16 protein-coding genes are annotated in these 22741 nt (G+C 45.8%); 13 read left to right on the top strand and 3 right to left on the bottom strand.

Annotated elements, in window-relative coordinates:
* Nucleotides 1-32: 32 nt before the first annotated feature.
* The 3 genes from HQN88_RS03250 (at nucleotide 33) to HQN88_RS03240 (ending at nucleotide 2889) form a co-directional block, all read left to right on the top strand.
* Nucleotides 33-872 (top strand): phytanoyl-CoA dioxygenase family protein, encoded by an 840-nt coding sequence (locus HQN88_RS03250; protein ID WP_173108768.1) that lies wholly within the window; start codon nucleotides 33-35, stop codon nucleotides 870-872.
* Nucleotides 873-1055: 183 nt separating this feature from the next.
* Entirely contained in the window at nucleotides 1056-1895 is an 840-nt protein-coding gene (locus HQN88_RS03245) for a glycosyltransferase family 2 protein (RefSeq protein ID WP_173108767.1), read from the top strand.
* 34 nt (nucleotides 1896-1929) lie between these two features.
* A complete protein-coding gene (locus HQN88_RS03240; protein WP_173108766.1) occupies nucleotides 1930-2889 on the top strand; it encodes a glycosyltransferase family 4 protein in 960 nt (319 codons plus the stop codon).
* A gap of 55 nt (nucleotides 2890-2944) precedes the next feature.
* On the opposite strand, the gene HQN88_RS03235 is transcribed toward HQN88_RS03240, so the two are convergent.
* A complete protein-coding gene (locus HQN88_RS03235) occupies nucleotides 2945-4051 on the bottom strand; it encodes a glycosyltransferase (protein ID WP_337995214.1) in 1107 nt (368 codons plus the stop codon).
* Between the two features lie 141 nt (nucleotides 4052-4192).
* Between HQN88_RS03235 and HQN88_RS03230 the strand changes: the two genes are divergently transcribed.
* The 3 genes from HQN88_RS03230 (at nucleotide 4193) to HQN88_RS03220 (ending at nucleotide 9778) form a co-directional block, all read left to right on the top strand.
* The gene (locus HQN88_RS03230) at nucleotides 4193-4894 is read left to right on the top strand and encodes a class I SAM-dependent methyltransferase (protein WP_173108764.1); all 702 of its coding nucleotides are present in this window, start codon (nucleotides 4193-4195) and stop codon (nucleotides 4892-4894) included.
* A gap of 673 nt (nucleotides 4895-5567) precedes the next feature.
* Nucleotides 5568-7682, top strand: a complete 2115-nt coding sequence (locus HQN88_RS03225; protein WP_216855623.1) for an exosporium glycoprotein BclB-related protein — start codon at nucleotides 5568-5570, stop codon at nucleotides 7680-7682.
* Nucleotides 7683-8062: 380 nt separating this feature from the next.
* Nucleotides 8063-9778: an exosporium glycoprotein BclB-related protein gene (locus HQN88_RS03220; protein ID WP_173108763.1), complete on the top strand. Its 1716-nt coding sequence runs from the start codon at nucleotides 8063-8065 to the stop codon at nucleotides 9776-9778.
* 258 nt (nucleotides 9779-10036) lie between these two features.
* Here the strand turns inward: HQN88_RS03220 and HQN88_RS03215 are convergent, their stop codons facing one another.
* Nucleotides 10037-11767, bottom strand: a complete 1731-nt coding sequence (locus HQN88_RS03215; protein ID WP_173108762.1) for a sigma-54 interaction domain-containing protein — start codon at nucleotides 11765-11767, stop codon at nucleotides 10037-10039.
* A 232-nt stretch (nucleotides 11768-11999) separates the two neighbouring features.
* Here HQN88_RS03215 and HQN88_RS03210 point away from each other — a divergent pair, with 232 nt between their 5' ends.
* Together HQN88_RS03210 and pruA are read left to right on the top strand one after the other, a co-directional pair.
* The gene (locus HQN88_RS03210) at nucleotides 12000-12914 is read left to right on the top strand and encodes a proline dehydrogenase family protein (protein WP_173108761.1); all 915 of its coding nucleotides are present in this window, start codon (nucleotides 12000-12002) and stop codon (nucleotides 12912-12914) included.
* 59 nt (nucleotides 12915-12973) lie between these two features.
* Nucleotides 12974-14545, top strand: a complete 1572-nt coding sequence (pruA, locus tag HQN88_RS03205; protein ID WP_173108760.1) for an L-glutamate gamma-semialdehyde dehydrogenase — start codon at nucleotides 12974-12976, stop codon at nucleotides 14543-14545.
* A gap of 134 nt (nucleotides 14546-14679) precedes the next feature.
* On the opposite strand, the gene HQN88_RS03200 is transcribed toward pruA, so the two are convergent.
* Nucleotides 14680-15783: a CotH kinase family protein gene (locus HQN88_RS03200; protein ID WP_173108759.1), complete on the bottom strand. Its 1104-nt coding sequence runs from the start codon at nucleotides 15781-15783 to the stop codon at nucleotides 14680-14682.
* 157 nt (nucleotides 15784-15940) lie between these two features.
* On the opposite strand from HQN88_RS03200, the gene HQN88_RS03195 reads away from it, so the two are divergent.
* The 5 genes from HQN88_RS03195 to HQN88_RS03175 all read left to right on the top strand — a co-directional run bounded on the left by HQN88_RS03195 (nucleotide 15941) and on the right by HQN88_RS03175 (nucleotide 22740).
* On the top strand, nucleotides 15941-17737 hold the full coding sequence (locus tag HQN88_RS03195) for a collagen-like triple helix repeat-containing protein (protein WP_216855596.1): 1797 nt from the start codon (nucleotides 15941-15943) through the stop codon (nucleotides 17735-17737).
* A gap of 250 nt (nucleotides 17738-17987) precedes the next feature.
* Nucleotides 17988-19076 (top strand): lactonase family protein, encoded by a 1089-nt coding sequence (locus HQN88_RS03190; protein ID WP_274320350.1) that lies wholly within the window; start codon nucleotides 17988-17990, stop codon nucleotides 19074-19076.
* Nucleotides 19073-19387: an MGMT family protein gene (locus HQN88_RS03185; RefSeq protein WP_173108881.1), complete on the top strand. Its 315-nt coding sequence runs from the start codon at nucleotides 19073-19075 to the stop codon at nucleotides 19385-19387. The genes HQN88_RS03190 and HQN88_RS03185 overlap by 4 nt, the downstream gene beginning before the upstream one ends.
* Nucleotides 19388-19570: 183 nt before the next feature.
* Entirely contained in the window at nucleotides 19571-20218 is a 648-nt protein-coding gene (locus tag HQN88_RS03180) for a transcriptional regulator (RefSeq protein WP_173108757.1), read from the top strand.
* Between the two features lie 770 nt (nucleotides 20219-20988).
* Complete coding sequence (locus HQN88_RS03175; protein WP_173108756.1) at nucleotides 20989-22740, top strand: sensor histidine kinase; 1752 nt, start codon at nucleotides 20989-20991, stop codon at nucleotides 22738-22740.
* Nucleotide 22741 lies beyond the last annotated feature (1 nt).

The raw sequence follows: 22741 nt of genomic DNA, 5'->3' as shown, positions 1-22741 counted from the left end.
GTCAAATAATTTAAACGGAGGGGTTACCCATTATGGCCAAAATAGAACAAGTATCCCAGTCACCAGAGGAAATATCAGCCAAGCTTTATCGCTTTGAGCGCATCGCGGACAAAGTAGATGGCTTTACGAATTGGAATCAAGAGCATCTTGCTAGTTATCGAATTGATGGTTTCGTTGCGGTTGAACATGTATTAAATGAGGAAGAAGTCGAACTCTCGATCGAAGCGCTGAATGATCTTATTTTCAAAGATGATAAAGGTGCGCAGATTCAATTCACAAAGCCGGTGAGTGAGTTGAAGAACGACGAAGAGAAGGAATTGGCGATTCGTAAGGTGCATAATTTTGTTCAAGTGGATGAGCAGTTAAGGAGCATTGCTGAGCATCCTTCTATCCTGTCTATGGTACAAGATATTCTCGGTGAGACACCTAAGCTAGTTCAGAATATGGCGCTGCTGAAACCCCCGCATGGTGGAGGGGAGAAGCCGTGGCATCAAGATATGGCGTATGGGAATTTGGCTTTTGAGAAACCCGTGGTTGGCGTTTGGATCGCCCTTGATGAAGCTGCGTTAGATAATGGTTGTATGCATGTCATACCTGGTTCACAAGCCGATGGGGCGACACCTCATTATGCAATAAGAGACTGGCAGCTTTGTGATGCCCATGTGCAAGTAGAGAGGGATGTCGCAGTGCCTTTATTACCTGGCGGTATTATTTTATTCCACGGGTTACTCAAGCACGGTACTCCTTATAATCTATCAACTAAGAAACGTCGTGCTTTACAGTTTCATTATGTAGGCGAGTCAGCGATTAAACTTACGCCGAAAGAGTATAAGCGATTTTTTACCAATGAGATGAGCGGCGCTGAATGTTAGGGTACAGTGAGTCCTCTTTCCGATAATGGAAAGGGGATTTTTTTTGCAATTCGACGAAACGATATGTGCCCATTTATGCCAAATTGGTTGTTCTAACGAGTCTGCACCATATGAAAATTAAATGAATACTTATATTATGGTCATTTTAGATAATAAAGGGGCGAATTGAAAGGGGGAAATGGGATGTCTACGCTTATTTCCATAGTCATGCTTACGTGGAATGGATTAAAATTTACGCAAGAATGCGTAGAAAGTATTTTGCGTCATGAGGATGACAGTATTAAGATTCAATTTGTGTTTGTAGACAACGGCTCCTCGGATGGTACCATTGCGTATTTACAGACACTTCCTTCCTCCAAGCTCATATGCAATCAGGAAAATAAGGGGTTTGCAGCTGGCAACAACCAAGGGATCGCAGAAGCTGACGGTGAATATATTTGCTTGTTGAACAATGACACGGTTGTTACTGAAGGTTGGTTGTCTCGTTTACTTGGATGCCTACAAAGAGACCCTAACATTGCAATCGTTGGACCTCGTTCTAATAATGTCGCTTGGGCACAGCTCGTTTATAATGTCCCCTATAAGTCTTCTGCAGAGATGGAGATTTTCGCACGCCATTGGTCACTCCAACATAAAGGTCAAGGCTTCTTCCCACATAAACTGATCGGGCATTGTATGCTTTTTCATAGGGATCTTATTGCCAAAATAGGTGGGCTAGATGAGAGGTTTTTCCCAGGGAATTATGAGGATGATGATTTCTGTTTGAGAGCCCGTGTCAGCGGTCAAATTCTGTGGGTAGCGAATGACGTTTACGTTCATCACTATGGAGGAAGTACGTTCCAAACGAACAAAACGAATTACTCAGCGAGCGCCTATTTGAATGCAGAACGGTTTTCTAAGAAATGGTCGCTAGGTGTATCGGGGCTGGAGTTGGATCAGTTTGGATACAATCCGTCAGATCTAGTGGAGCGAGAGAAGCCTTTCCGGATTGAACGCCATTATATACCTATTCGTAAGGAATAGTTTCGTTTTTGATAACTTGTAGGAGGGATAAGGAATGAGGATTGCGTTGATAAGTCCAGATTATCTTCCCGTTCCACCCGTAAAATACGGCGGTATAGAGCGAGTTGTTTATACGCTGGCAGAGGAGCTTGTAGACCGTGGGCATGAAGTTATTCTCTATGCTCCGTTTGGAAGTCAGATTCGAGGGAAACTGATGCCTTATTTACATGAGGGTCATGACATGTGGCAGATTCCTAGCTTTGTAAAACTGACATTGCCACCTGGGGTAGATATTATTCATGATCATACGCAGCTTTCTGTTGTCGGTCAGAAAAAACTTGCTATTCCAACCGTTTGTACGATCCATAATCCATTAACCAATCCAGTTAAACATCCCGTATATTTAAGCAAAAGGCATCGGGACTTGTTCGGCGGGCCTCAGGATCATGTCGTTTATAACGGTTTAAACCCGGATGAATTTCAATTCTCTGATCAAAAAGGTGACTATCTGCTTTTCATCGGAGCTATTATTCCTTATAAAGGCGTTCATCATGCGATTGAAGCGGCAGAGCGAGCAGGCCAAAAGTTAATTATTGCTGGCCCCGTTTATGATCATGACTATTTCCATAAAGAAATTCTTTCCAAAACCATGCTGAATCCAACTATTCAATATGTCGGTGAAGTCGGAGGGCAAGCGCGCCAAGATTTATTGAAGCATGCCAAATGCATGTTGTTTCCGACGCTGGTGGAGGAACCCTTTGGGCTCGTCATGATTGAAGCTATGGCATGTGGAACACCTGTCTTGGCCTTGCCGAATGGATCTGTTCCTGAGGTGATGAGCGGGTTTCCTCAATTGATCTGCCACTCCGTCCAAGAGATGACGAATAAATTGATGCAGGGGACATTGCCGGATCCTTATGAGCTCCGCGAATATGTGCTGGAACATTTTACAACGAGTGGGATGACAGACAAGTATCTTGAAATTTACCGAACCATATTGGAGGAAGAAAGTTGATACCATTTAAAAACAGCGGCTTCGCCTCGTACCAATGGGCGCAGCCGCTGTTCGTTTATTCAGTAGATTCGGAGCTCTCTGAGATATGCAGGACGGATTCAAGGTACTTTTTATTATGCCGTATATTGCGGTCGTCGGGTCTATAGCCCCGGGCAATTTCATTGTGCTTATAAGCACTGGCGTGTTGCCCTATATGGTCGTAACAGACACAGAGTTGGAGATGTGGCAGCCATGTTGAAAATTTAGGATTTGAAAATCCCCAATTGTGTGTAGGAACCTGCAATTCCGTCGCCAATTTATACCAAAAAATGGCTGGTTCGTAATGCTTGCGGTTCAGAAAATAATAGCCTAGACGGCAGCAGAACTCGGCACGTGGACTATTATATTGGAAGGATCGGAATATGGATTGGAGTTCCATTTTACTGTTACCTAGTTCATTGTAACAATCCGCTAGATTGCTGCAGGAGGAAATTTCATCTTCCACCCAGCCTTTTCCAGTCGCTAGAAATTTATTGTAGTAAATAATTGCTTTTGGGTACTTGTTATGATCTTTTAATTCATTCGCGTAGTAATATAAATCCCTTGGCGTGAATGTCTCTCCGCGCAACAACCTGTTCTGGAATATTTTGAGATTCCTGTCGTTCTTCGTATGGATTCTGCAATGCGTTACGGTAATGTCAGAGTCCACAATATTTCCGCTAACCTCTAAATATTCGTGAATCGCTCCATGCCATTTGAACTGATTTTCCCGTTTTACCAACCGATTTCGCTTGAATCTGAAAGTAGGGGTGCCAAATTCATCAAACGCATAATTATAAAACATCGTTACTGAATCGACGGAAGAAGCCAGATCTGCTTTTAACGCTATGAGCTTGTTTCCATCTTCTTCCTTCAAAATATCATCGGCATCCAACCATAGAATGTAATCTTTCGTGGCTTGCCGGAAAGCAAAGTTACGGGCTGCGGAGAAATCATCTATCCATTTGAAATCGTAAATACGATCTGTAAAGGAGCTTGCAATCGATTTCGTTTGGTCGGTAGAACCAGTATCTACGATGATGATCTCATCAACCGCTTTTGCAACGGAAGATAAACAAGACCGAAGTGTTTTCTCCTCATTTTTAACGATAAGGCAAAGACTTATGGTAATCAACGTGTTCACTCACTTTCTTTGTAGGGATAAAATCCAACCTGGTCTTTCTAAACTATTCATAATTTCATAAAGAGGGCACGGCATGTAAATGAAGTTATAGGGAACCAAATTTCCTTTGGAAGAATATGGTGATCAAAAAGGAGTTGTGGCATGGAACGGTTTTTTGAAAAAATAATTAAACCTATTCTAATCAAATATGAGCCTTCTCACATTGTAGAAATTGGAGTCTTCTTAGCAGGTCGTTCAACGATTAAATTACTTGAGTTCTGTAAAATGATGAACAGTAAGCTAACAGTTATTGATCCTGCACCGGGATTTAATACTTATGCTTATGAAGCTGTATTTTCTGAGGAATTAGTCCTTCATAAAAAGCACAGTCTGGAGATATTATCAGAGATCGAAACTGCTGATCTGGTTCTAATAGACGGAGACCACAATTGGTATACCGTATATCATGAATTAATGGCCATTGAGCAAATAGCAACAAAAACAGGTGAATTTCCGATTGTTATTCTTCATGATACGGAGTGGCCATATGGAAGACGTGATTCGTATTACTTTCCGGAAACCATTCCTCTCCAATATCAAAAACCGCATGCTAAAAAAGGGATAAGAGCTGGTTCCAGTGAGCTTGTTGATACAGGGGGCATTAATGAAGATCAGCACAATGCGATGAATGAGTATGGGGAAGAAAACGGTGTGTTGACGGCAATTGAAGATTTTCTAAAGGTAACGGCTTTTTCTCTCAGCTTTCACCGTGTTAACACGAATAATGGCTTAGGTATCCTTGTACCGAAAGACACAAGAGGAGATGTAGTGATGCAGTTTATCATGGACACCTCAGGTTTATAAAAGAAGCGGCCCCCCATGAAATTGGGTGCAGCCGCTTCTTTTTGCAGTACATATGACTTGAAATCTATCAACTATTCCATGTTCATAATGTGTTTAGAAGTGAGGTGGAAGGCTTGCATCACGAATTTCAGCACCTAAATCAATCAATTATTTACAAATAATGTTTTTTGCGGCATATGTCCTCTCTCATTCGTCCATGCACGGAAAGTTTGTACACATATAATATACGAGGAAACTAGAGTAGTTTCATTTTTAATTAAGGGAGGTTGGTTCTATTAACAGAAAATGTATCTCGGTTGCATGTAACTAGTATTCAAAATCATAAGGAGGTGTAAGTACGTTGAGTAAACTTGCTCAGTTAATGAATTTAGTAGGAATTATTGGAATTATGAATATCAGAAAAATTGAAATCGAGTATTTTAACGAGGAAGAATACAAAATAAAGTTTGAAATAGGCGATGGCCCCATTCAAAGAATGTCTGAACTTGAGGATTTTTTAGAAGACATAGAGTGGTATGAAGTCTCAGAAATTGAAATTGAATTGTACAATGGTGAGGAAATTGAAATTGAATTTCCTTATGAAGGTGGTCCTATAGGAGCAACAGGAGCAACTGGTGCGACAGGAGCAGCAGGAGCAACTGGTGCGACAGGAGCAGCAGGGGCAACTGGAGCCATGGGTGCTGCAGGTGCTACAGGAGCAACAGGTGTTACAGGAGCTGTAGGAGCAGTAGGAGCTACAGGTGCTACAGGGGCAACAGGAGCAGTAGGAGCAACTGGTGTGACAGGAATTACAGGTGCGACAGGAGCTACGGGTGCAACCGGAGCAACCGGAGCAGCAGGAGCTACTGGTGTGACAGGAACTATAGGAGCTACAGGAGCTACAGGAGCTACTGGAGCAACAGGAGCTGCAGGAGCTACTGGTGTGACAGGAACTATAGGAGCTACAGGAGCTACAGGAGCTACTGGAGCAACAGGAGCTGCAGGAGCTACAGGTGCAACTGGTCCTGTAGGTGAACAAGGTCCACCCGGAGGTGCAACAGGAGTTGCCGGGGCAACAGGAGCAACAGGAGCTACAGGTGCAGATGGAATAGTTGGAGCAACCGGAGCAACCGGAGCAACGGGCATAGAAGGAGCAGTAGGAGCCACGGGAGCAACGGGTGCAGTTGGATTAGTTGGAGCTACCGGAGCAACCGGAGCCACGGGTGTAGATGGAGCAGTAGGAGCCACGGGAGCAACGGGTGCAGTTGGATTAGTTGGAGCAACAGGGGCAACCGGAGCCACGGGTGTAGATGGAGCAGTTGGAGCAACGGGAGCAACGGGAGCAACGGGTGCAGTTGGATTAGTTGGAGCAACAGGGGCAACCGGAGCTACAGGCGTAGATGGAGCAGTTGGAGCAACGGGAGCAACCGGAGCAACGGGTGCAGTTGGAGCAGTTGGAGCAACAGGTGCAACCGGAGCAACGGGTGTAGATGGAGCAACCGGAGCAACGGGAGCAGTTGGAGCAGTTGGAGCAACAGGGGCAACCGGAGCTACAGGCGTAGATGGAGCAGTTGGAGCAACCGGAGCAACGGGAGCGACAGGTGCAGTTGGAGCAACCGGAGCAACCGGAGCAACGGGTTCAGTTGGAGCAGTTGGGGCAACAGGAGCAACGGGTGCAACTGGAGCAGTTGGAGCAACAGGTGCAACCGGAGCAACAGGCGTAGATGGAGCAGTTGGAGCAACCGGAGCAACCGGAGCAACGGGAGCAACAGGTGCAGTTGGGGCAGTAGGTGCGACAGGAGCAACGGGAGCAACAGGTGCAGTTGGGGCAGTAGGTGCGACAGGAGCAACCGGAGCAACAGGTGTAGATGGAGCAGTTGGAGCAACCGGAGCAACCGGAGCAACCGGAGCAACAGGTGCAGTTGGAGCAACCGGAGCAACGGGAGCAACAGGAGCAGTTGGGGCAGTAGGTGCGACAGGAGCAACCGGAGCAACAGGTGCAGTTGGGGCAGTTGGAGCAACCGGAGCAACAGGTGCAACTGGTGACATAGGAGCAACCGGAGCAACGGGACCAGCTGGTGGTCCACAGGGACCAACAGGAGCAACGGGTGCAACCGGAGCAGAAGGAGCAGTAGGAGCAACTGGAGCAACAGGAGCAACAGGAGCGACAGGAGCAGTAGGAGCAACCGGAGCTACTGGTGCAACCGGAGCAGTAGGAGCAACCGGAGCAACTGGAGCAACAGGAGTAATTGGAGCAACAGGAGCGACAGGAATTCCAGGAACAGGAGCGTTTGTTCCATTTGCATCTGGTGGACCAATTACTTTGACAACTGTTGCATTAGGTTTAGCTGGAACAGCAGGACTGGTGGGATTTGGAAGTTCAGTTTCTAACGTTACCTTATTACCTGGTCCAGTAATCGATTTAACTGGTACTATTGCGGGTCCTTTACTTGATTTTGCATTTTCTGTATCTAGAATATCAACTATAACAGACATTTCAGCGTTCTTCAGTGAGACTGTAGCATTAGCGCTCGGCATAGGAACGACAATTACAGTAACTGCACGACTATATAGCGCAACGGCAACCAGCAATTCGTTTACGCCAGTTCCAGGTGCAATCGTAACATTAACACCAGGACTTGCAACCCCCATATCATTAGGAGATATTACTAGTGGTAATACTACAGGTTTATCAATTACTGTTCCAGCGCAAACACGTCTGTTAATGGTGTTTTCTGCTACTTCAGCAGGTATTTCACTAATTAATACTGTTGTTGGTTATGCAAGTGCAGGTATTACACTTAACTAATAGTTCTAAAATACTATTCAAAACTTAATTTAGAAATTGACTCTATTCTGTTAGTTTTCATTACCCTATGATGTTTGGTGGGAATGAAATCTAGGAGATAGAGTTTTTTTTGCAATGTTTTAAAATTATTTCATATTTAACAGTATTAATATCCAAATCACCTTGTTTACTATAATAATACTATCTGTACGTCATATTATTTTGGTAGCGGCTAACCATTCATCATCCTAATAGCTTGACACTTGCTTCTATAGAAGAATCGCATTTTCACTACATATAGTCATATGCATATTTTGGAATGGACAACCATCTATTGCCAAAAAGTACAGACAAACCTCTGTGATAATCCGTATGATGAAGCATCACAGGAGGTGTTGTAATTGAGTCTCTTAGTTGGCAAAAAGAAAAGTACCACGACAGTAAAGAAGCGTATAATTAATAAAAAAAGTGGGGCGAAGCTCCATAAAGTAAGTGGATGCGGCTGCCATAAACGTAAGAAAAGAGTGAAGAAACACTGTCACAAAATTGTATTTGTGAAAATCAAGCGGAAATGCTGTAAAAAAGGCCCAAAAGGAGATCGCGGTCCACGCGGTTTTAGAGGTTTCACAGGAGCGGCTGGAGCGGCTGGTGCAACAGGGGCAACTGGAGAAGCAGGAGCACACGGTGCAACTGGTGCAAATGGAGCAACAGGAGCAACAGGAGCAATCGGAGCAATCGGAGCAACAGGAGCAACAGGGCCAAAAGGGCCAAAAGGCAAAAAAGGTGACGATGGCGATAGAGGTAAAAGAGGCCATACAGGTCCAACTGGCCCTAAAGGGGAACATGGACACCATGGACACCATGGACCAATGGGACCAATGGGACCGCAGGGTGATACAGGACCTCGTGGAGCAACAGGACCTTACGGAATTGGGGGCACTGGACCAACTGGTGCACCAGGATTAGCAGGACCTATGGGGCCAACAGGTCCAGCGGGTGTAGGAGCAATGGGTCCAATGGGTCCAATGGGTCCAATGGGTCCAATGGGTCCAATGGGACCAACGGGTGTAGGAGCAATGGGTCCAATGGGGCCAACGGGTGTAGGAGCAATGGGTCCAATGGGTCCAATGGGACCGATGGGACCAACGGGACCAGGAGTAGGTGAAACTGGAGCAACCGGAGCAACGGGAGCAGCCGGAGCAGCAGGAGTAGCAGGAGCCACCGGAGCCACCGGAGCAGCTGGAACAGCTGGAGTAGCAGGAGCCACCGGAGCCACAGGAGTAGCAGGAGCAGTTGGAGCGGCAGGAGCCACCGGAGCCACCGGAGCAACCGGAGCCACGGGGGCAGCCGGATCAGCAGGTGAAACAGGAGCAATTGGAGCAACTGGAGCAACCGGAGCAACGGGAGCAGCCGGAGCAGCAGGTGAAACTGGAGCAGTTGGAGCAACTGGAGCAACAGGAGCCACGGGAGCAGCCGGAACGGTAGGAGCAATTGGAGCAACTGGAGCAACCGGAGCAACGGGAGCAGCCGGAGCAGCAGGTGAAACGGGAGCAGTTGGAGCAACCGGAGCAACAGGTCTACCAGGCACAGGCTCGATAATTCCTTTTGCATCTGGTGGTCCAATAGTAATGACAACTCTTTTGTCAGGACTCGTTGGAACAGCAGGTTTAGTTGGATTTGGAAGTTCGGCTCCAAATGTCACAATACTTCCTGGTCCAGTAATTGATTTAACAGGTACAATAGTTGGTCCAATACTTGACTTTGCATTTTCTGTACCAAGAGATGGAGTGATCACATCAATCTCAGCATCCTTTAGTGAAACAATAGGATTAAATCTCCTTCTTGGAACAACAGTTACCATAAGAGCAGAGTTATACAGTGCACCAGCAAACAGTAATAACTTTACTCCAGTTTCAGGTGCTTCAGTTACATTAGCACCACCACTTACTGGTATAGTGAATCTTGGATTTATTAGCAGTGGTATTAATACTGCAATTGCTATTCCAGTTACTGCAACAACACGATATATGATGGTTTTCACAACTACTGCAACAAGTATCCTTCCTCTTGTTCATACAGTTGTTGGTTATGCGAGTGCAGGTATTACTATCAATTAATTTTCAAAATTAATATAAAATCGGGCTCAATGTTACTACTATTCATTACCTATGGCTGCAACTAGGAATGAATGATAGTGACTTGAGCTTTTTCTTGTGCTTACAAGACCACTTTGATGATAGCCTCCAATTCAACAAAAGTTAATTCTTTTCAATTTATTCCTTCTACTAAGCTAGAGTGAAGAAAATTCTTGAAGGAATTGCACAAAAAAACCCTTGGAATTTTCAAGGGCTTTAAGGGGGATTATTCAAATAAATTTACTCCAAATCAAATTCTTTCATCTTATTGTAAAGCGTTCCGCGAGAAATCCCTAGAAGCTTGGCTGCTGCACTTTTGTTACCCGCTGTTTTGGCTAAAGCTTCTTCGATTAACGTGATTTCATCTGCTTCCGTAGCTTGTTCCTTCAGTTGAAAACTTGAGGATTCTGTATCCTTAATGAGACTTGGCTGCTGCTCTTGCAAGGCAGGTGGTAAATGTTCAAGCGTGATCATCTCATCTTCATTTAAAATAATGCACCGCTCGATGATATTTTTCAATTCCTGAATGTTGCCCGGCCAATCGTATTGGGACAGTGCCAAAATGACCTCAGGCGAAAGGGTAGGTGCTGGTTTCTGGTAGTGCATCGAAAATTGCTTGAGATACATATGAACCATCGCCGGGATATCTTCGTTCCGTTCACGCAATGGCGGGATTCGGATGGAAACGACATTCAGTGCATAGTAAAGGTCAGTTCGAAAATCATGGGAAGCAACCTTGCTAGCTAGATCCTGCGTAGTCGCAATGATAATGCGCGTTTGAACATTAATCAGTTGATTGCCGCCAGAACGGACAAGTGTCTGCTGCGTGATGTAGCGATATAACTTGGCTTGGAGCTCTAGGGACATTTTCTCAATATCGTTAATAAATAGTGTACCCTCTTTGGCCAGTTCTAATTTGCCCGGTTGACCACTTTCATTACCGCTAAATGCCCCGCCTTGATAACCGAACAACTCCGTCTCCAGAATACCTGCAGGCACTATACCGCAATGAACAGTTAAAAAAGGCTGAACCCTTCGCGAACTCGATTGATGAATGATTTGAGCGAGCTGCTCCTTCCCAACGCCCGATTCTCCGATGAGTAGGACGGGGGTATGTGTAGCCGCGACTTTTTTGGCCCATTGGATAACCTTGCCGATGGCAGGCCCTTTTCCTTTTATCAGAGCAAAAGGGTCTTCTTGCGAAGCTTCATTAGGTAGCCCAACGGACTCAACGGTAGTTAATTGTTCGTTCAATCGCACCAATTGGGTAATATCTTGTTCTGTTGCAATACCACCAATGATCGTACCCTCGGCATCCTTAATCGGTGAAGCATTAATGAGTACATGCGTGTCAGGTCTTGGGCGATGATACGTATTCCGAATGAGCCGGCCCTCATCTAACATTTTCAAAACCATCAAGGTTTCTACATCAAAATGTTCACCTATGCGCTTGCCAACAATGTCTTCACGCGGCAGTCCATAGAGATCTTCTGCAACTGGGTTCCAGCAAATCACGGCACCTTCTCGGTCAACAACAGTTACGGCATCAGTCACCGTATCCGCGAGGGCACTGAAGTAGGCGTACCACTTCTGCCGCTCTTTCATTGCGTAAATAGCAAACCCTTGTAAAGTAATAAAACCTACTATTGTACCTAGTTCATCCGTGCATAGGATGTGTCGTTTCGATCCTTGGGGGAGTGCTTGATCCTGAAGATCCAAAGCAAGCAGATTCGCAATGCTAAGCAGTGGAGTATTGAAAAAAGAGGTCATTTGAAGTAAATCAGCCACATGCACAGCAGAAAAGGACTGCAAAAGTTCAGCATCCTCAGGAGTGAATAACACAGTCGTGTGATTATGTTGAACGAGTATGGCAGTGCCTTTGTACATAGCCTCAGCAACTTCGGTAAGTTTCGTTTCTATTGGAAGTGTTTGAATCTGCGTATGCAATGGAAAGTGTTCAGGAATGAACATGATAACCCTCTTTTATCCGCCTTATTTGGTTTTAATTTACCATGAAAAGGTAGGTGATTCAACACAACCCGGTGCTTGGATGAATATTGTACAGATATAAGAAGAATAAAAAGGTTTTTGTACAAGTTTGCAATTATTTTTAAACAAGTAGTGTTCAAATTTGAAATAAAGTTGTATAATTTGAATATAAATTAAACATAAGTGTACAATTTCTTCTTGGAGGCAACCACAGATGGAACTCATGATGCGTAATATGTTTCAATCTCTTGGCAAAAGTCGCGCAGCCAATCGCTTAGCAAAGAAATACGGACTCCGGTTTGGCGCAGCACGTTTTGTGGCTGGTGAGACGATTCAGCAATCGATCAATGCCGTGCGCGGTTTGAATCAAGATGGCCGCGTAGCGACGTTGGACCATTTGGGCGAGTTTGTTTTTAGCGTGGATGAAGCGTTAGAATCGGCTGCGATGTGCATCCAAACTCTTGACGCGATTGCGGAGTCAGGTGTTCGCTCCAATTTATCTTTGAAAATGACCTCCTTAGGGCTAGATATTAACCGAGAGCTTTGCGTAAGCAGCATGAAACGGATTCTGGAGCGTGCTCGGATGCATGGGAATTTTGTCCGGATTGATATGGAGGATTATGCGCATTGTCAGGTTTCATTAGATATTTATCGGGAGCTGCGTCAAGAATACGACAATGTAGGGATTGTGATTCAGGCCTATTTGTTCCGTACTCAAAAGGATATTGATGATTTGCATGAGCTTGGTGCGAATTTGCGATTGGTGAAGGGAGCTTATAAGGAGTCTCCTGAGGTTGCTTTTCCAGAGAAAAGTGCTGTCGATGAGAATTACAAGGTCATTATTCAGAAGCATTTGTTGAACGGACATTATACAGCTGTCGCTAGTCATGATGAGGCGATAATCAATTTCACGAAACAATTCGTGAGTGAGAATAACATCGGGAAAGATCAGTTCGAGTTCCAAATGCTTTATGGGATCTGCGAAGATCTACAAAAGCAATTGGTGAAAGACGGCTACCGCGTCCGCATTTATGTGCCATATGGCGTGGATTGGTTCGGTTATTTCATGAGAAGGTTAGCGGAGCGTCCAGCCAATGTCTGGTTTGTTCTTAAAAATATGTTCAAATAAGGATCAAATAAACAATAAACAAATAAATAAGTTTTTTATTCGGAGAGGAGCTATTATACATGACGACATTATCAACGAAGGTAATTCCATATGCGAATGAACCGTTTACGAATTTTGCACTAGAGGACAATATGAAGGCGATGCAAGCGGCGATCGCGAAGGTGAAGGGTGAGCTTGGGCGCGAGTATCCGCTTTATATTGGTGCTGAGAAGGTCATGACAGAGGCGAAAATTACATCGATTAATCCAGGTAATGTGGATGAAGTGATCGGGTACGTAAGTAAGGCTGATCAGGTTTTGGCTGAAAAAGCAATGAACACCGCACTCGCAACGTTCGAGTCCTGGAAAAAGGTTCCCGCAAGAGAACGCGCGGAATATTTGTTCAAAGCGGCTGCACTTATGCGTGCTCGCAAGCATGAATTCTCGGCTCTGATGATCCTGGAGTCTGGCAAAAACTACGTAGAAGCCGATGTGGATACCGCGGAAGCGATCGATTTCATCGAGTTCTACGCGCGTGAAATGATCCGTTTGAGTGGGATCAATGAGTTACAACCGTTGGTGCGAATTCCTGGCGAGAATAACCAGATTTCCTATATCCCGCTTGGCGTTGGCGTTGTGATTCCACCGTGGAATTTCCCACTTGCCATATGCGTAGGGATGACGGTATCTGCTGTTGTTTCGGGGAATACAGTATTGCTGAAGCCAGCTTCTACGACACCAGTTATCGCACATAAATTCGTCGCGTTGATGGAGGAAGTAGGTCTGCCAGCGGGCGTGATTAACTTCATTCCGGGCAGTGGTGCTGAGGTTGGCGACTATTTGACGACGCATCCGAAAACACGGTTCATCTCTTTCACGGGATCGAAAGAAATTGGCTTACGGATTAACCGTTTGGCTGCTGACGTAGCTCCAGGGCAAATATGGATTAAGCGAGTCATTGCTGAAATGGGTGGAAAAGACGGCATCGTCGTCGACGAAACGGCGGATCTGGATGCAGCAGCGGCTGCGATTGTGGCTTCGGCTTTCGGCTTCCAAGGGCAGAAATGTTCCGCGGGTTCCCGCGCGATCATCGTAGAATCGGTCTACGATGAAGTGGTCGAGAAGGTTGTCGCTTACACGAACAGATTACAAAGCGGAATGCCAGAGTTAAACTTCGCGGCAGGTCCGGTGATTGATAAAGCATCATATGAGCGGATTCTGGACTACATCGAGGTTGGCAAGAGCGAAGGCACGCTGCTGGTTGGCGGAGGTAAAGCAGAAGGTAATGGCTATTACATTCAGCCAACCGTGTTCGGAGATGTGAGCGGCAAAGCACGCTTGATGCAGGAGGAAATTTTCGGACCTGTGCTCGCGATAGCGAAAGCTGCGGATTGGCAAGAAGCGATTGCGATGTACAACGACACGGAGTTCGGGTTGACGGGTTCGTACTTCTCCACGGACGAAGATCGCATCGCAGAAGCATTGGAGACCGTTCATTGCGGTAACTTGTACATCAACCGCAAATGTACAGGAGCACTTGTCGGCGTACACCCCTTCGGCGGGTTCAATATGTCGGGTACCGACTCCAAGGCTGGCGGCTACGATTACTTGATGTTGTTGACGCAAGCGAAGTTGACTTCGCGTAAAGTGTAAGAGATGCTTGTCGGCTGAAGAGCAGACGATAATAGATAGAGAAGGCCCCACTTCGATGAAGTGGGGTTTTATATGTTAGCTCGCCACGTACTTAAAGTTGTATTCGGTAGACTCGAATTACTGTTTTGCTTGCCTTATTTTTGTGTTTGAAACGATTCAATATTCTCCATCAAAAAAGTCCTCCGCTTTTCGATAAAAGAAAGAATGAATCCTCGCTCGTCTAAAAATATTCCCTCGCTATCTTTTTTATAAGGATCAAGATGGATAAACGGATGAAGTAATTGCTGCATTGCAATAATTTCTGGTTCCAGAGCTATCCGCGTAAAATGCTCGTGAAAAATGGCATGCAGCAGACTACAATAGGATGATCGAAACGAGGACACATCCAAGATACGCGCGGAGAGTGTATTGAAGCCCTCTATCGGAAGATACGTATGCTTCAGTATGCGTCCGTTCACATTTCTCCCCCAGGTTGCATCGTAATCCCACGGAATAATAGTAAACCGTTCTGTTTCTCTATTTCGATATAAAGCGTAATTATGAATAAAGCCGTCGAAGTTTTGAGTGCATACGGCTCCCGCTAACCAACGAAGGTAACTATCGACATCCAACAGCTTTTCAATTTCGGATTTAAATAGAGCGACTGTGGTTGTGTTGATTTTATAAATAAACGTGCGCAAATCGGCATCGTCTGCAGCAGTTCCGCACTTTCTCATATACCCTTCTTCAAGGGAATTCTTAACTTCAGAGGTTTTAGGACTAAGCAGTGAGAAATTGGCATTCGAATTTATAGCGTAATAAATCGGCCCGTCGGGCAATTCTCTTGTTTGTAAAAAACGATTATCTACAGATTCAAGCTTCAAATATATACCGGCAAATTGTTCATTGATATACAGTAGCACATGGTAGGTTTGTGGTGATAGGGCACCGATGCGGGTAAAAAAGTCAAAGGAGAGCTTGTTTCGTATGAGTGAGGGGTCTGCGTATTCAGCATTAAGGTGAAATTCTCGTTCTCCTTTGTAAACCATTGGTGAAATGAACTTGACCTGAAACGATTTTTTGGGGAATTTACGTGTATGTGAGCCGCGATATGCTAGCTTTATCTGATATTCATCTTGATCAAGGCGAAGAACTGCTGGAATCCAAAGCTCTAAGTTTATGTTCTCGTTTAATTTTTCAAGCTGCTCGGGAATTACAGTAATATGAAAATGTGGGATAGAAAGATTAGCATTGATCATTCTGCCACCTCTTGTAAGTTGTATTTTTATATAATTATAGTATTAAGATTTCATGTGAAATGTCACTCAACTAGGGGAATGTTTGTTTTCTCTTCTAGCCCTCGCAATATATATTCTAGCTCATAAACTATTAATACAATGGAAAGGGGGGGGATAGTTGGAGAGATTAAATAAAGAGGAACTTAAACGTATCGTGGATGCGATTGAGCCGGAACTGCAAAATTATATGAGTAATAATCCGAAAAAATCGCAATCGGATTGTTGTTGCACGACAACGTCCACGACATCGTCCTCATCATCAAAGTGCTGTAAGAGAGGGCCTAGAGGGAAGAGAGGGCATAAAGGGAAGAAAGGAAATACTGGAGCGACTGGTGCAACCGGAGCAGCTGGAGCAACAGGATCGACGGGAGCAGCCGGAGCAACAGGATCGACGGGAGCAGCCGGAGCAACAGGATCGACGGGAGCAGCCGGAGCAACAGGATCGACGGGAGCAGCCGGAGCAACAGGATCGACGGGAGCAGCCGGAGCAGCCGGAGCAACTGGAGCAGTTGGAGCAGCAGGAGTAACTGGAGCAACCGGAGCAACAGGAGTAACTGGAGCAACAGGTGTTGCAGGAGCAGCTGGAGCAACAGGAGTAACTGGACCGACTGGACCGACTGGTGCAACCGGAGCAACAGGTGACACAGGAGCGACCGGAGCGACGGGGCCAGCAGGTGGACCACAGGGACCAACTGGAGCAACCGGACCAACCGGAGCAGCAGGAGCAACCGGAGCTGTTGGAGGAACAGGAGAAGCTGGAGCAACGGGAGCAACCGGAGCAGCAGGAGCAACCGGAGCAACGGGAGCAACTGGTGCAATAGGGGTAACTGGAGCGACTGGAGGAACAGGAGCAGTTGGAGCAACCGGAGTAACTGGAGCAGCCGGAGCAACCGGTGCAACCGGTGCAACAGGTGCAATAGGAGTAACTGGAGCGACTGGAGGAACAGGAGCAGTTGGAGCAACCGGAGTAACTGGAGCAGCCGGAGCAACCGGTGCAACTGGTGCAATAGGAGTAACTGGAGCGACTGGAGGAACAGGAGCAGTTGGTGCAACCGGACCAACTGGAGCAACTGGAGCAACTGGAGCAACTGGAGCAACTGGAGCAGCAGGAGCGACTGGAGTAACAGGAGCAACTGGTGCAATAGGAGTAACTGGAGCGACTGGAGGAACAGGAGCAGTTGGTGCAACTGGAGGAACAGGAGCAGTTGGTGCAACTGGAGGAACAGGAGCAGTTGGTGCAATAGGAGTAACTGGAGCGACTGGAGGAACAGGAGCAGTTGGTGCAACTGGAGGAACAGGAGCAGTTGGTGCAACTGGAGGAACAGGAGCGGTTGGTGCAACCGGACCAACTGGAGCAGTTGGTGCAACCGGACCTACTGGAGCAACTGGAGCGACTGGAGCAAGAGGAGCAACCGGAGCGACACCAACTAATTTCACAAAAATTCTTAATTTTGGTGGAAATAATGCAGGATTTCAACGTTTAGCAGGGTCGCCTGGAGCGCTTTCCAATATGGTGCCTTATGTCGATGCTGCGAATGGAAACGTAGTTGCTTTTTCTGGAGCAATAGCTGTAAACAACTTACCTGCTGGAGTGTATCTTTTCCAAGTATGTTTTGATGTTATTAATACTGCAGGGGCACCGTTAGCTGCTAACATCATATCTACAATTACTCTTACAACTACGGCTTCGCTTACTGGAACCATAGTCTTCTCAATTAGACCTACGGATGTAGGAGTTCAACCCGTGCGTCTTTCCAATGGTGCTGCCTATGCAGTCACACCAAATGCCACAGTAACATGGACTAGTAATATAGCTGGTAACCCTGTCATAAGAAATGATGCAATTTCAGTATACCTAAATATGAACGTTACACAAAATGCCGTTTACTCTGTGTATATTTCTTCTGCTGTTTAAATAGAGAAGGACTGTCCTAGGCGGTCTGGATCGGGTATTATCACTTATGGTCAACAACCTAAAAAAGGTTATCTGTGTAGATTACCTTGCGTTGTTGACCATGAGTGATTTTCATGTCAGAAAACATACGAATATTACTCTCCGGTCAATCTCATTTCTCCAACCCCACAGTAAATCCAATAGTTGCCCACAAGGAGCAGATTTGAGATAATGCTCATATTGAAATTAGATGAGAATGGGAGTGACATCCGTGGACAAGCAGCAACCGACACAACAAACACTAGCTTTTATTGGTTCTTACGCCGATGCGAAGAATCCTGGGGTGTATACGGCACAATTTGATACAGAATCAGGCAGTCTAACCTTAAAGCACAACGTAACTGGGTTGCAAAACCCAACTTTTCTTGCTGTCGACGCAGACAATTCAAGACTATATGCACTCGGTGAAGGTGTAGGTACGGAGGGGCAGAAATGCGGAGCAGCCAGTGCCTACACGATTAATCTTGAGACAGGCGAACTATCTCTACTCAATACTGAAAACACCTTGCCAGCCACAACTTGTCACATTCAGTTGGACAACACGAACCAAGTGGTGATGGTGACTAGTTATCATGGTGGTATGGTTGGGTTATCTCCGATTCTAGAGGATGGTCAAATCGGGATTTCTGCTGATATTCAGCAGCATCACGGTGCAAGTTTACTTCCGGTACAGGATCGACCGCGTGCACATTCTGTTTTCGTAGATCGTGCGAATCGCTTTATTGGTGCTTGTGATTTAGGGCTTGATAAAATTATTATATATAGATTAGATCTCACAGCGAAGCGTCTCTTTCCACATCATGAAGTCTCAATTAAACCTGGGTCGGGACCACGCCATTTTGTTTTCCACCCATCATTTGAGTTTGGTTATGTCATTAACGAGCTCGGGTCTACGGTAACGGCGTTCGGCTATGACGAGGAGCTAGGACAACTTACTGAATTTCAAAACATTACAACCTTACCAGCCTCATTCGAGGGTGAAAATGCTTGCGCAGACATCCACATCTCTCCTGACGGGCGTTTCCTGTATGGTTCCAATCGTGGACACGATAGCTTAGTTGTCTATGCCATTGATGAACTAACAGGGCACCTCTCGCTTGTAGAACATGCGCCTACGCTAGGAAAGCATCCGCGTAACTTCGGGATTTCACCTGATGGTAGATTTGTCTTAGTAGCGAATAAAGACTCTGACAATATCGTTAGCTTTGCGCGCGATGAGACGACTGGGAAACTAGTCCCAACTGGCAGTGTACTTGAGATGTCTCAGCCTGTATGCATCAAGTTCCTTCAGGTAGAATGACACCTTTCACGGAGAGAGTTCTCGAAGTTATCCGATCCATTCCCGAAGGAAAAGTGATGACGTATGGCCAAATTGCGCGGCAAGCCGGAAGTCCAAGAGCTGCACGTCAAGTTGTGCGAATTTTGCATGCGATGAGTAAGAAGCACAAACTCCCCTGGCATAGAGTACTCAACATTCGAGGTGAAATTGCGATCCAAGATGATGAGGGTGCACAGTTGCAGCAGTTTTTGTTAGTATCTGAGGGTATCCGTGTTTCGGATGAGCTGACAGTTTCCCTTGCGGAATATCAAGTTCAATCGGAAGCAGACTGAAGGTATAGTAAGTCATTTTTATGTAGCATGATCTAGGCGCCGTCTAGTATACTAATAAACAAATAATATGACATTGGTCGTGAAGCACACGCCGTTTTTATCATGGTTGCTGAGGAATTAGTCCTTTCAGTAATCGTGGTGAGAGCGGCGTTTTGTTTTGTGCCCAAAAAAGGAGAGTAAGAATTGTTGAAATTTGAGCAAGCTTTTGAAGTATTCATGGCAAAACAAATTGCTGAGGAGTCGAACAAGCGTAGACGTGAACGCTTAGAACATGGATTAGGACATGCAGAGATGGAGTTCCTCCGTACAATTTGGTATCCAAAGGTTGGTAACTTCAATGATCTATATCCTCAATGGGAGGTTCGTGATTTCGCGAACGGCTATCGATATTTGGATTTTGCTTATATGCCTGAAGATGTAAAAGCCGTAATCGAAATCCAAGGTTACAGTTCACATGCGCGAGATCTTGAAATTTGGCGATTCAAAGATTTGTGCCTCCGCCATGCATACCTCGCATTAGATGGGTGGTTAGTTCTCCCTATTGCCTACCCTTCGATAGTTGAAGCACCGAAACAATGCCAACAGTTGATTCTTTCACTTATTGGCAAGTTTATGGCCACCGATGTTCTACCGACACTCCCTTGGCTGGAAAGTGAAATCATTCGTTTCGCTCGCAGAACAATCCGTCCATTTACAGCTTCAGAACTATCTGTGCATCTTAATGTAAGTAAAAGACACGCTAGAACTTTGTTGCATGTGTTGTGTGATAAGCAACTTTTAGTTGTAGCGAGTGGTAATGAACGTGCACGTAGCTATCAACTCCACTTATAGCGTATGAGGGGGAACGTAGATGCTCTATTTGACGAAATTACTGAGAAATAAGGGTCAAAGGGAACGAGGATACCCTATTCTAGTGGAATATGGCCAAATCCAGACGAAAATGCAGAAATAGCGCACCCACGTTCCTCTCACGTCGGGAATCGGCCCCAATTGCATGTTTAGCGCATCCACGTTCCTTTACGTGAGTGTGCAAGTATAATTTCTGGTAGGAGTGCAGCAACTAGTTGTATGAGGGGGAATGTAGATGCTCTATTTGACGAAAGTACTGAGAAATACGGGTCAAAGGGAACGAGGATACCCTATTCTAGTGGAGTATGGCCAAATCCAGACGAAAATGCAGAAATAGCGCACCCACGTTCCTCTCACGTCTGGAACTGGCCCCCAAATGCACAATTAGCGCATCCTCGTTCCTCTACGTGAGTGTGCAAGTATAATTTCTGGTAGGAGTGCAGCAACTAGCGTATGAGGGGGAACGTAGATGCTCTATTTAACGAAAGTACTGAGAAATACGAGTCAAAGGGAACGAGGATGCCCTATTCTAGTGGAATATGGCCAAATCCAGACGAAAATGCAGAAATAACGCATCCACGTTCCTCTCACGTCGGGAATCGGCTACCAAATGCACTATTAACGCATCCTCGTTCCCTCCCCGAGAGAGGGGAGGGGATGTCGGGGGCAGTCGCTCTCTCCGCCACACAGGAAAATTCTGTATGCCCCTTGTAAGCGTTTGCGATACAATGTGAGCATGGAGGTGTACGTTCATGAAAACCATGCTGTACAAACTTACGCTGAAGAAGCGCATGTGGGTGTCGTTCGTTCTGCTGATTGCCATCTCGATCGCGGCGACAGGGGGGCTGTCTTACTATATTAGTGCGCGCGTCATCGAGCGGAACACGTTCCAGCTCAGTCAGGATAATCTGAACACTTCGGCACGTGTGCTGGATGAGAAAGCGAAACAGATTCTCGTTTCGGTGTTGAATATTATGATTTCGCAGCCGTTTGTCCAGATGTCGAAGGATTCTGCCGCTGGCAAGAAAGATGGCTACTACGGTCACATGACAGCGATGAACTCGGCGTTCACGCAAGCGAAGCTGGCAGAGCCGTCGATCGAATCGATTTTTATTGCGACGCCGATTGGGGAGTTCTATTCTGCCAGTTACTATCGAAATCAAGGCTACTCTTTCTATGATTCGCCGCTGTACGAGAAGGCGCAACTAACCAAAGAACCATTCTGGGTCGAAGGGCATGAAGATCTTCTTTTTCAAGGGAAAGATCGCGTTATTTCGTTAGTTATGAAATCGATTAGTGATAGTCCGAACATGTATTTTGTTGTGAATTTGAACGAGAAGGCGATCCAAGGCATGCTGTCCGACCGGCACACCGAGAAGGAAGATCAGAATTTGTTCCTTGTGAATCGGAATGCTGCAAGCGTGCTATTGAATCAGCCGAATTTGCCCAAGAGCTATGACAAAGATTTCCTTGAGAAACATATTGGGACGAGCTTGAGGGGCCATTTCGAGGTAGGGATTACGGAGCAATACGACCTAATTAACTATGCGACCCTGCAATTCAATCCCGACTGGCTGCTGCTCAGCGTCCAATCGAGATCTGATCTGCTCAAGGATTTGAGCTGGATTCAATGGGCGACCGGCATCATTATGCTCGTCTGCATCATTATGGCGGTACTGGTGTCGAATGTGCTTTCGGCGATTTTGCTGAAGCCGCTGTATCATCTGCAAATGCTGATGAGTAAGGTAGGACGCAATGATCTGTCAGTTCGATTCCAGAGCCATTATCAAGATGAGGTCAGTCAGGTAGGCCACAAATTTAACAGCATGCTGCTGGAAATCAATGAACTCATCGACGAAGTGAAGGACGCTGAACGAGAGAAACGAAAGTCCGAAGCCAAGGCGTTGCAGGCACAGATCTCACCGCATTTTTTATATAACACGCTCAATACGATTATCTGGAAAATGGAAACTGGTGAGCTGGATAACTCGAAATCGATGGTCATCGCCTTATCTCAGCTCTTTCAATTGGGCCTCAATCATGGCGAAGAATGGACGACGGTCGAGAAAGAACTACTTCATGTGCGGCAGTATTTGACGATACAACAGCTGTGTTATGAGGAGCTTTTTGACTTTGAAATTGTGGTAAGCAGTGATACCAGCCAAACACTGCCCATTATGAAAATCATGCTGCAACCCTTGGTTGAGAATAGTTTGCTTCACGGGTTTGAACATATGGAATCTGGAGGTAAAATTCGTATCGAACTTACATCCGATCATCAACAACTGCATATTGTTGTTGAAGATAACGGTTCCGGCATGGATGCAGATAAGCTGCAACTGAGCCTGAATCATCCTAACACAGAGAAGAAAGGCTACGCGCTGCGCAATGTCTACAACCGATTGCAGCTGTATTACGGCGGCGATGCAACAATGGTTCTCTCAAGTGAGCCTTTTGAAGCGACAAAAGTAAACATAACGATTCCGATCAAGGGGGAAGTCTAAC

The sequence above is a fragment of the Paenibacillus qinlingensis genome, from assembly GCF_013204845.1.
GTDB classification, from domain to species: Bacteria; Bacillota; Bacilli; order Paenibacillales; family NBRC-103111; genus Paenibacillus_E; species Paenibacillus_E qinlingensis.
Note: the sequence above shows the minus strand (reverse complement) of the source record. Positions and strands in the feature narration are given on the sequence as shown.

Excerpts from the sequence above, each read along its gene's own strand:
- HQN88_RS03250 (WP_173108768.1), top strand. The coding sequence starts at position 33 with ATGGCCAAAATAGAACAAGTATCCCAGTCACCAGAGGAAATATCAGCC.
- HQN88_RS03245 (WP_173108767.1), top strand. The coding sequence starts at position 1,056 with ATGTCTACGCTTATTTCCATAGTCATGCTTACGTGGAATGGATTAAAA.
- HQN88_RS03240 (WP_173108766.1), top strand. The coding sequence starts at position 1,930 with ATGAGGATTGCGTTGATAAGTCCAGATTATCTTCCCGTTCCACCCGTA.
- HQN88_RS03230 (WP_173108764.1), top strand. The coding sequence starts at position 4,193 with ATGGAACGGTTTTTTGAAAAAATAATTAAACCTATTCTAATCAAATAT.
- HQN88_RS03225 (WP_216855623.1), top strand. The coding sequence starts at position 5,568 with ATGGGTGCTGCAGGTGCTACAGGAGCAACAGGTGTTACAGGAGCTGTA.
- HQN88_RS03215 (WP_173108762.1), bottom strand. The coding sequence starts at position 11,767 with ATGTTCATTCCTGAACACTTTCCATTGCATACGCAGATTCAAACACTT.
- HQN88_RS03210 (WP_173108761.1), top strand. The coding sequence starts at position 12,000 with ATGGAACTCATGATGCGTAATATGTTTCAATCTCTTGGCAAAAGTCGC.
- pruA (WP_173108760.1), top strand. The coding sequence starts at position 12,974 with ATGACGACATTATCAACGAAGGTAATTCCATATGCGAATGAACCGTTT.
- HQN88_RS03200 (WP_173108759.1), bottom strand. The coding sequence starts at position 15,783 with ATGATCAATGCTAATCTTTCTATCCCACATTTTCATATTACTGTAATT.
- HQN88_RS03185 (WP_173108881.1), top strand. The coding sequence starts at position 19,073 with ATGACACCTTTCACGGAGAGAGTTCTCGAAGTTATCCGATCCATTCCC.
- HQN88_RS03175 (WP_173108756.1), top strand. The coding sequence starts at position 20,989 with ATGAAAACCATGCTGTACAAACTTACGCTGAAGAAGCGCATGTGGGTG.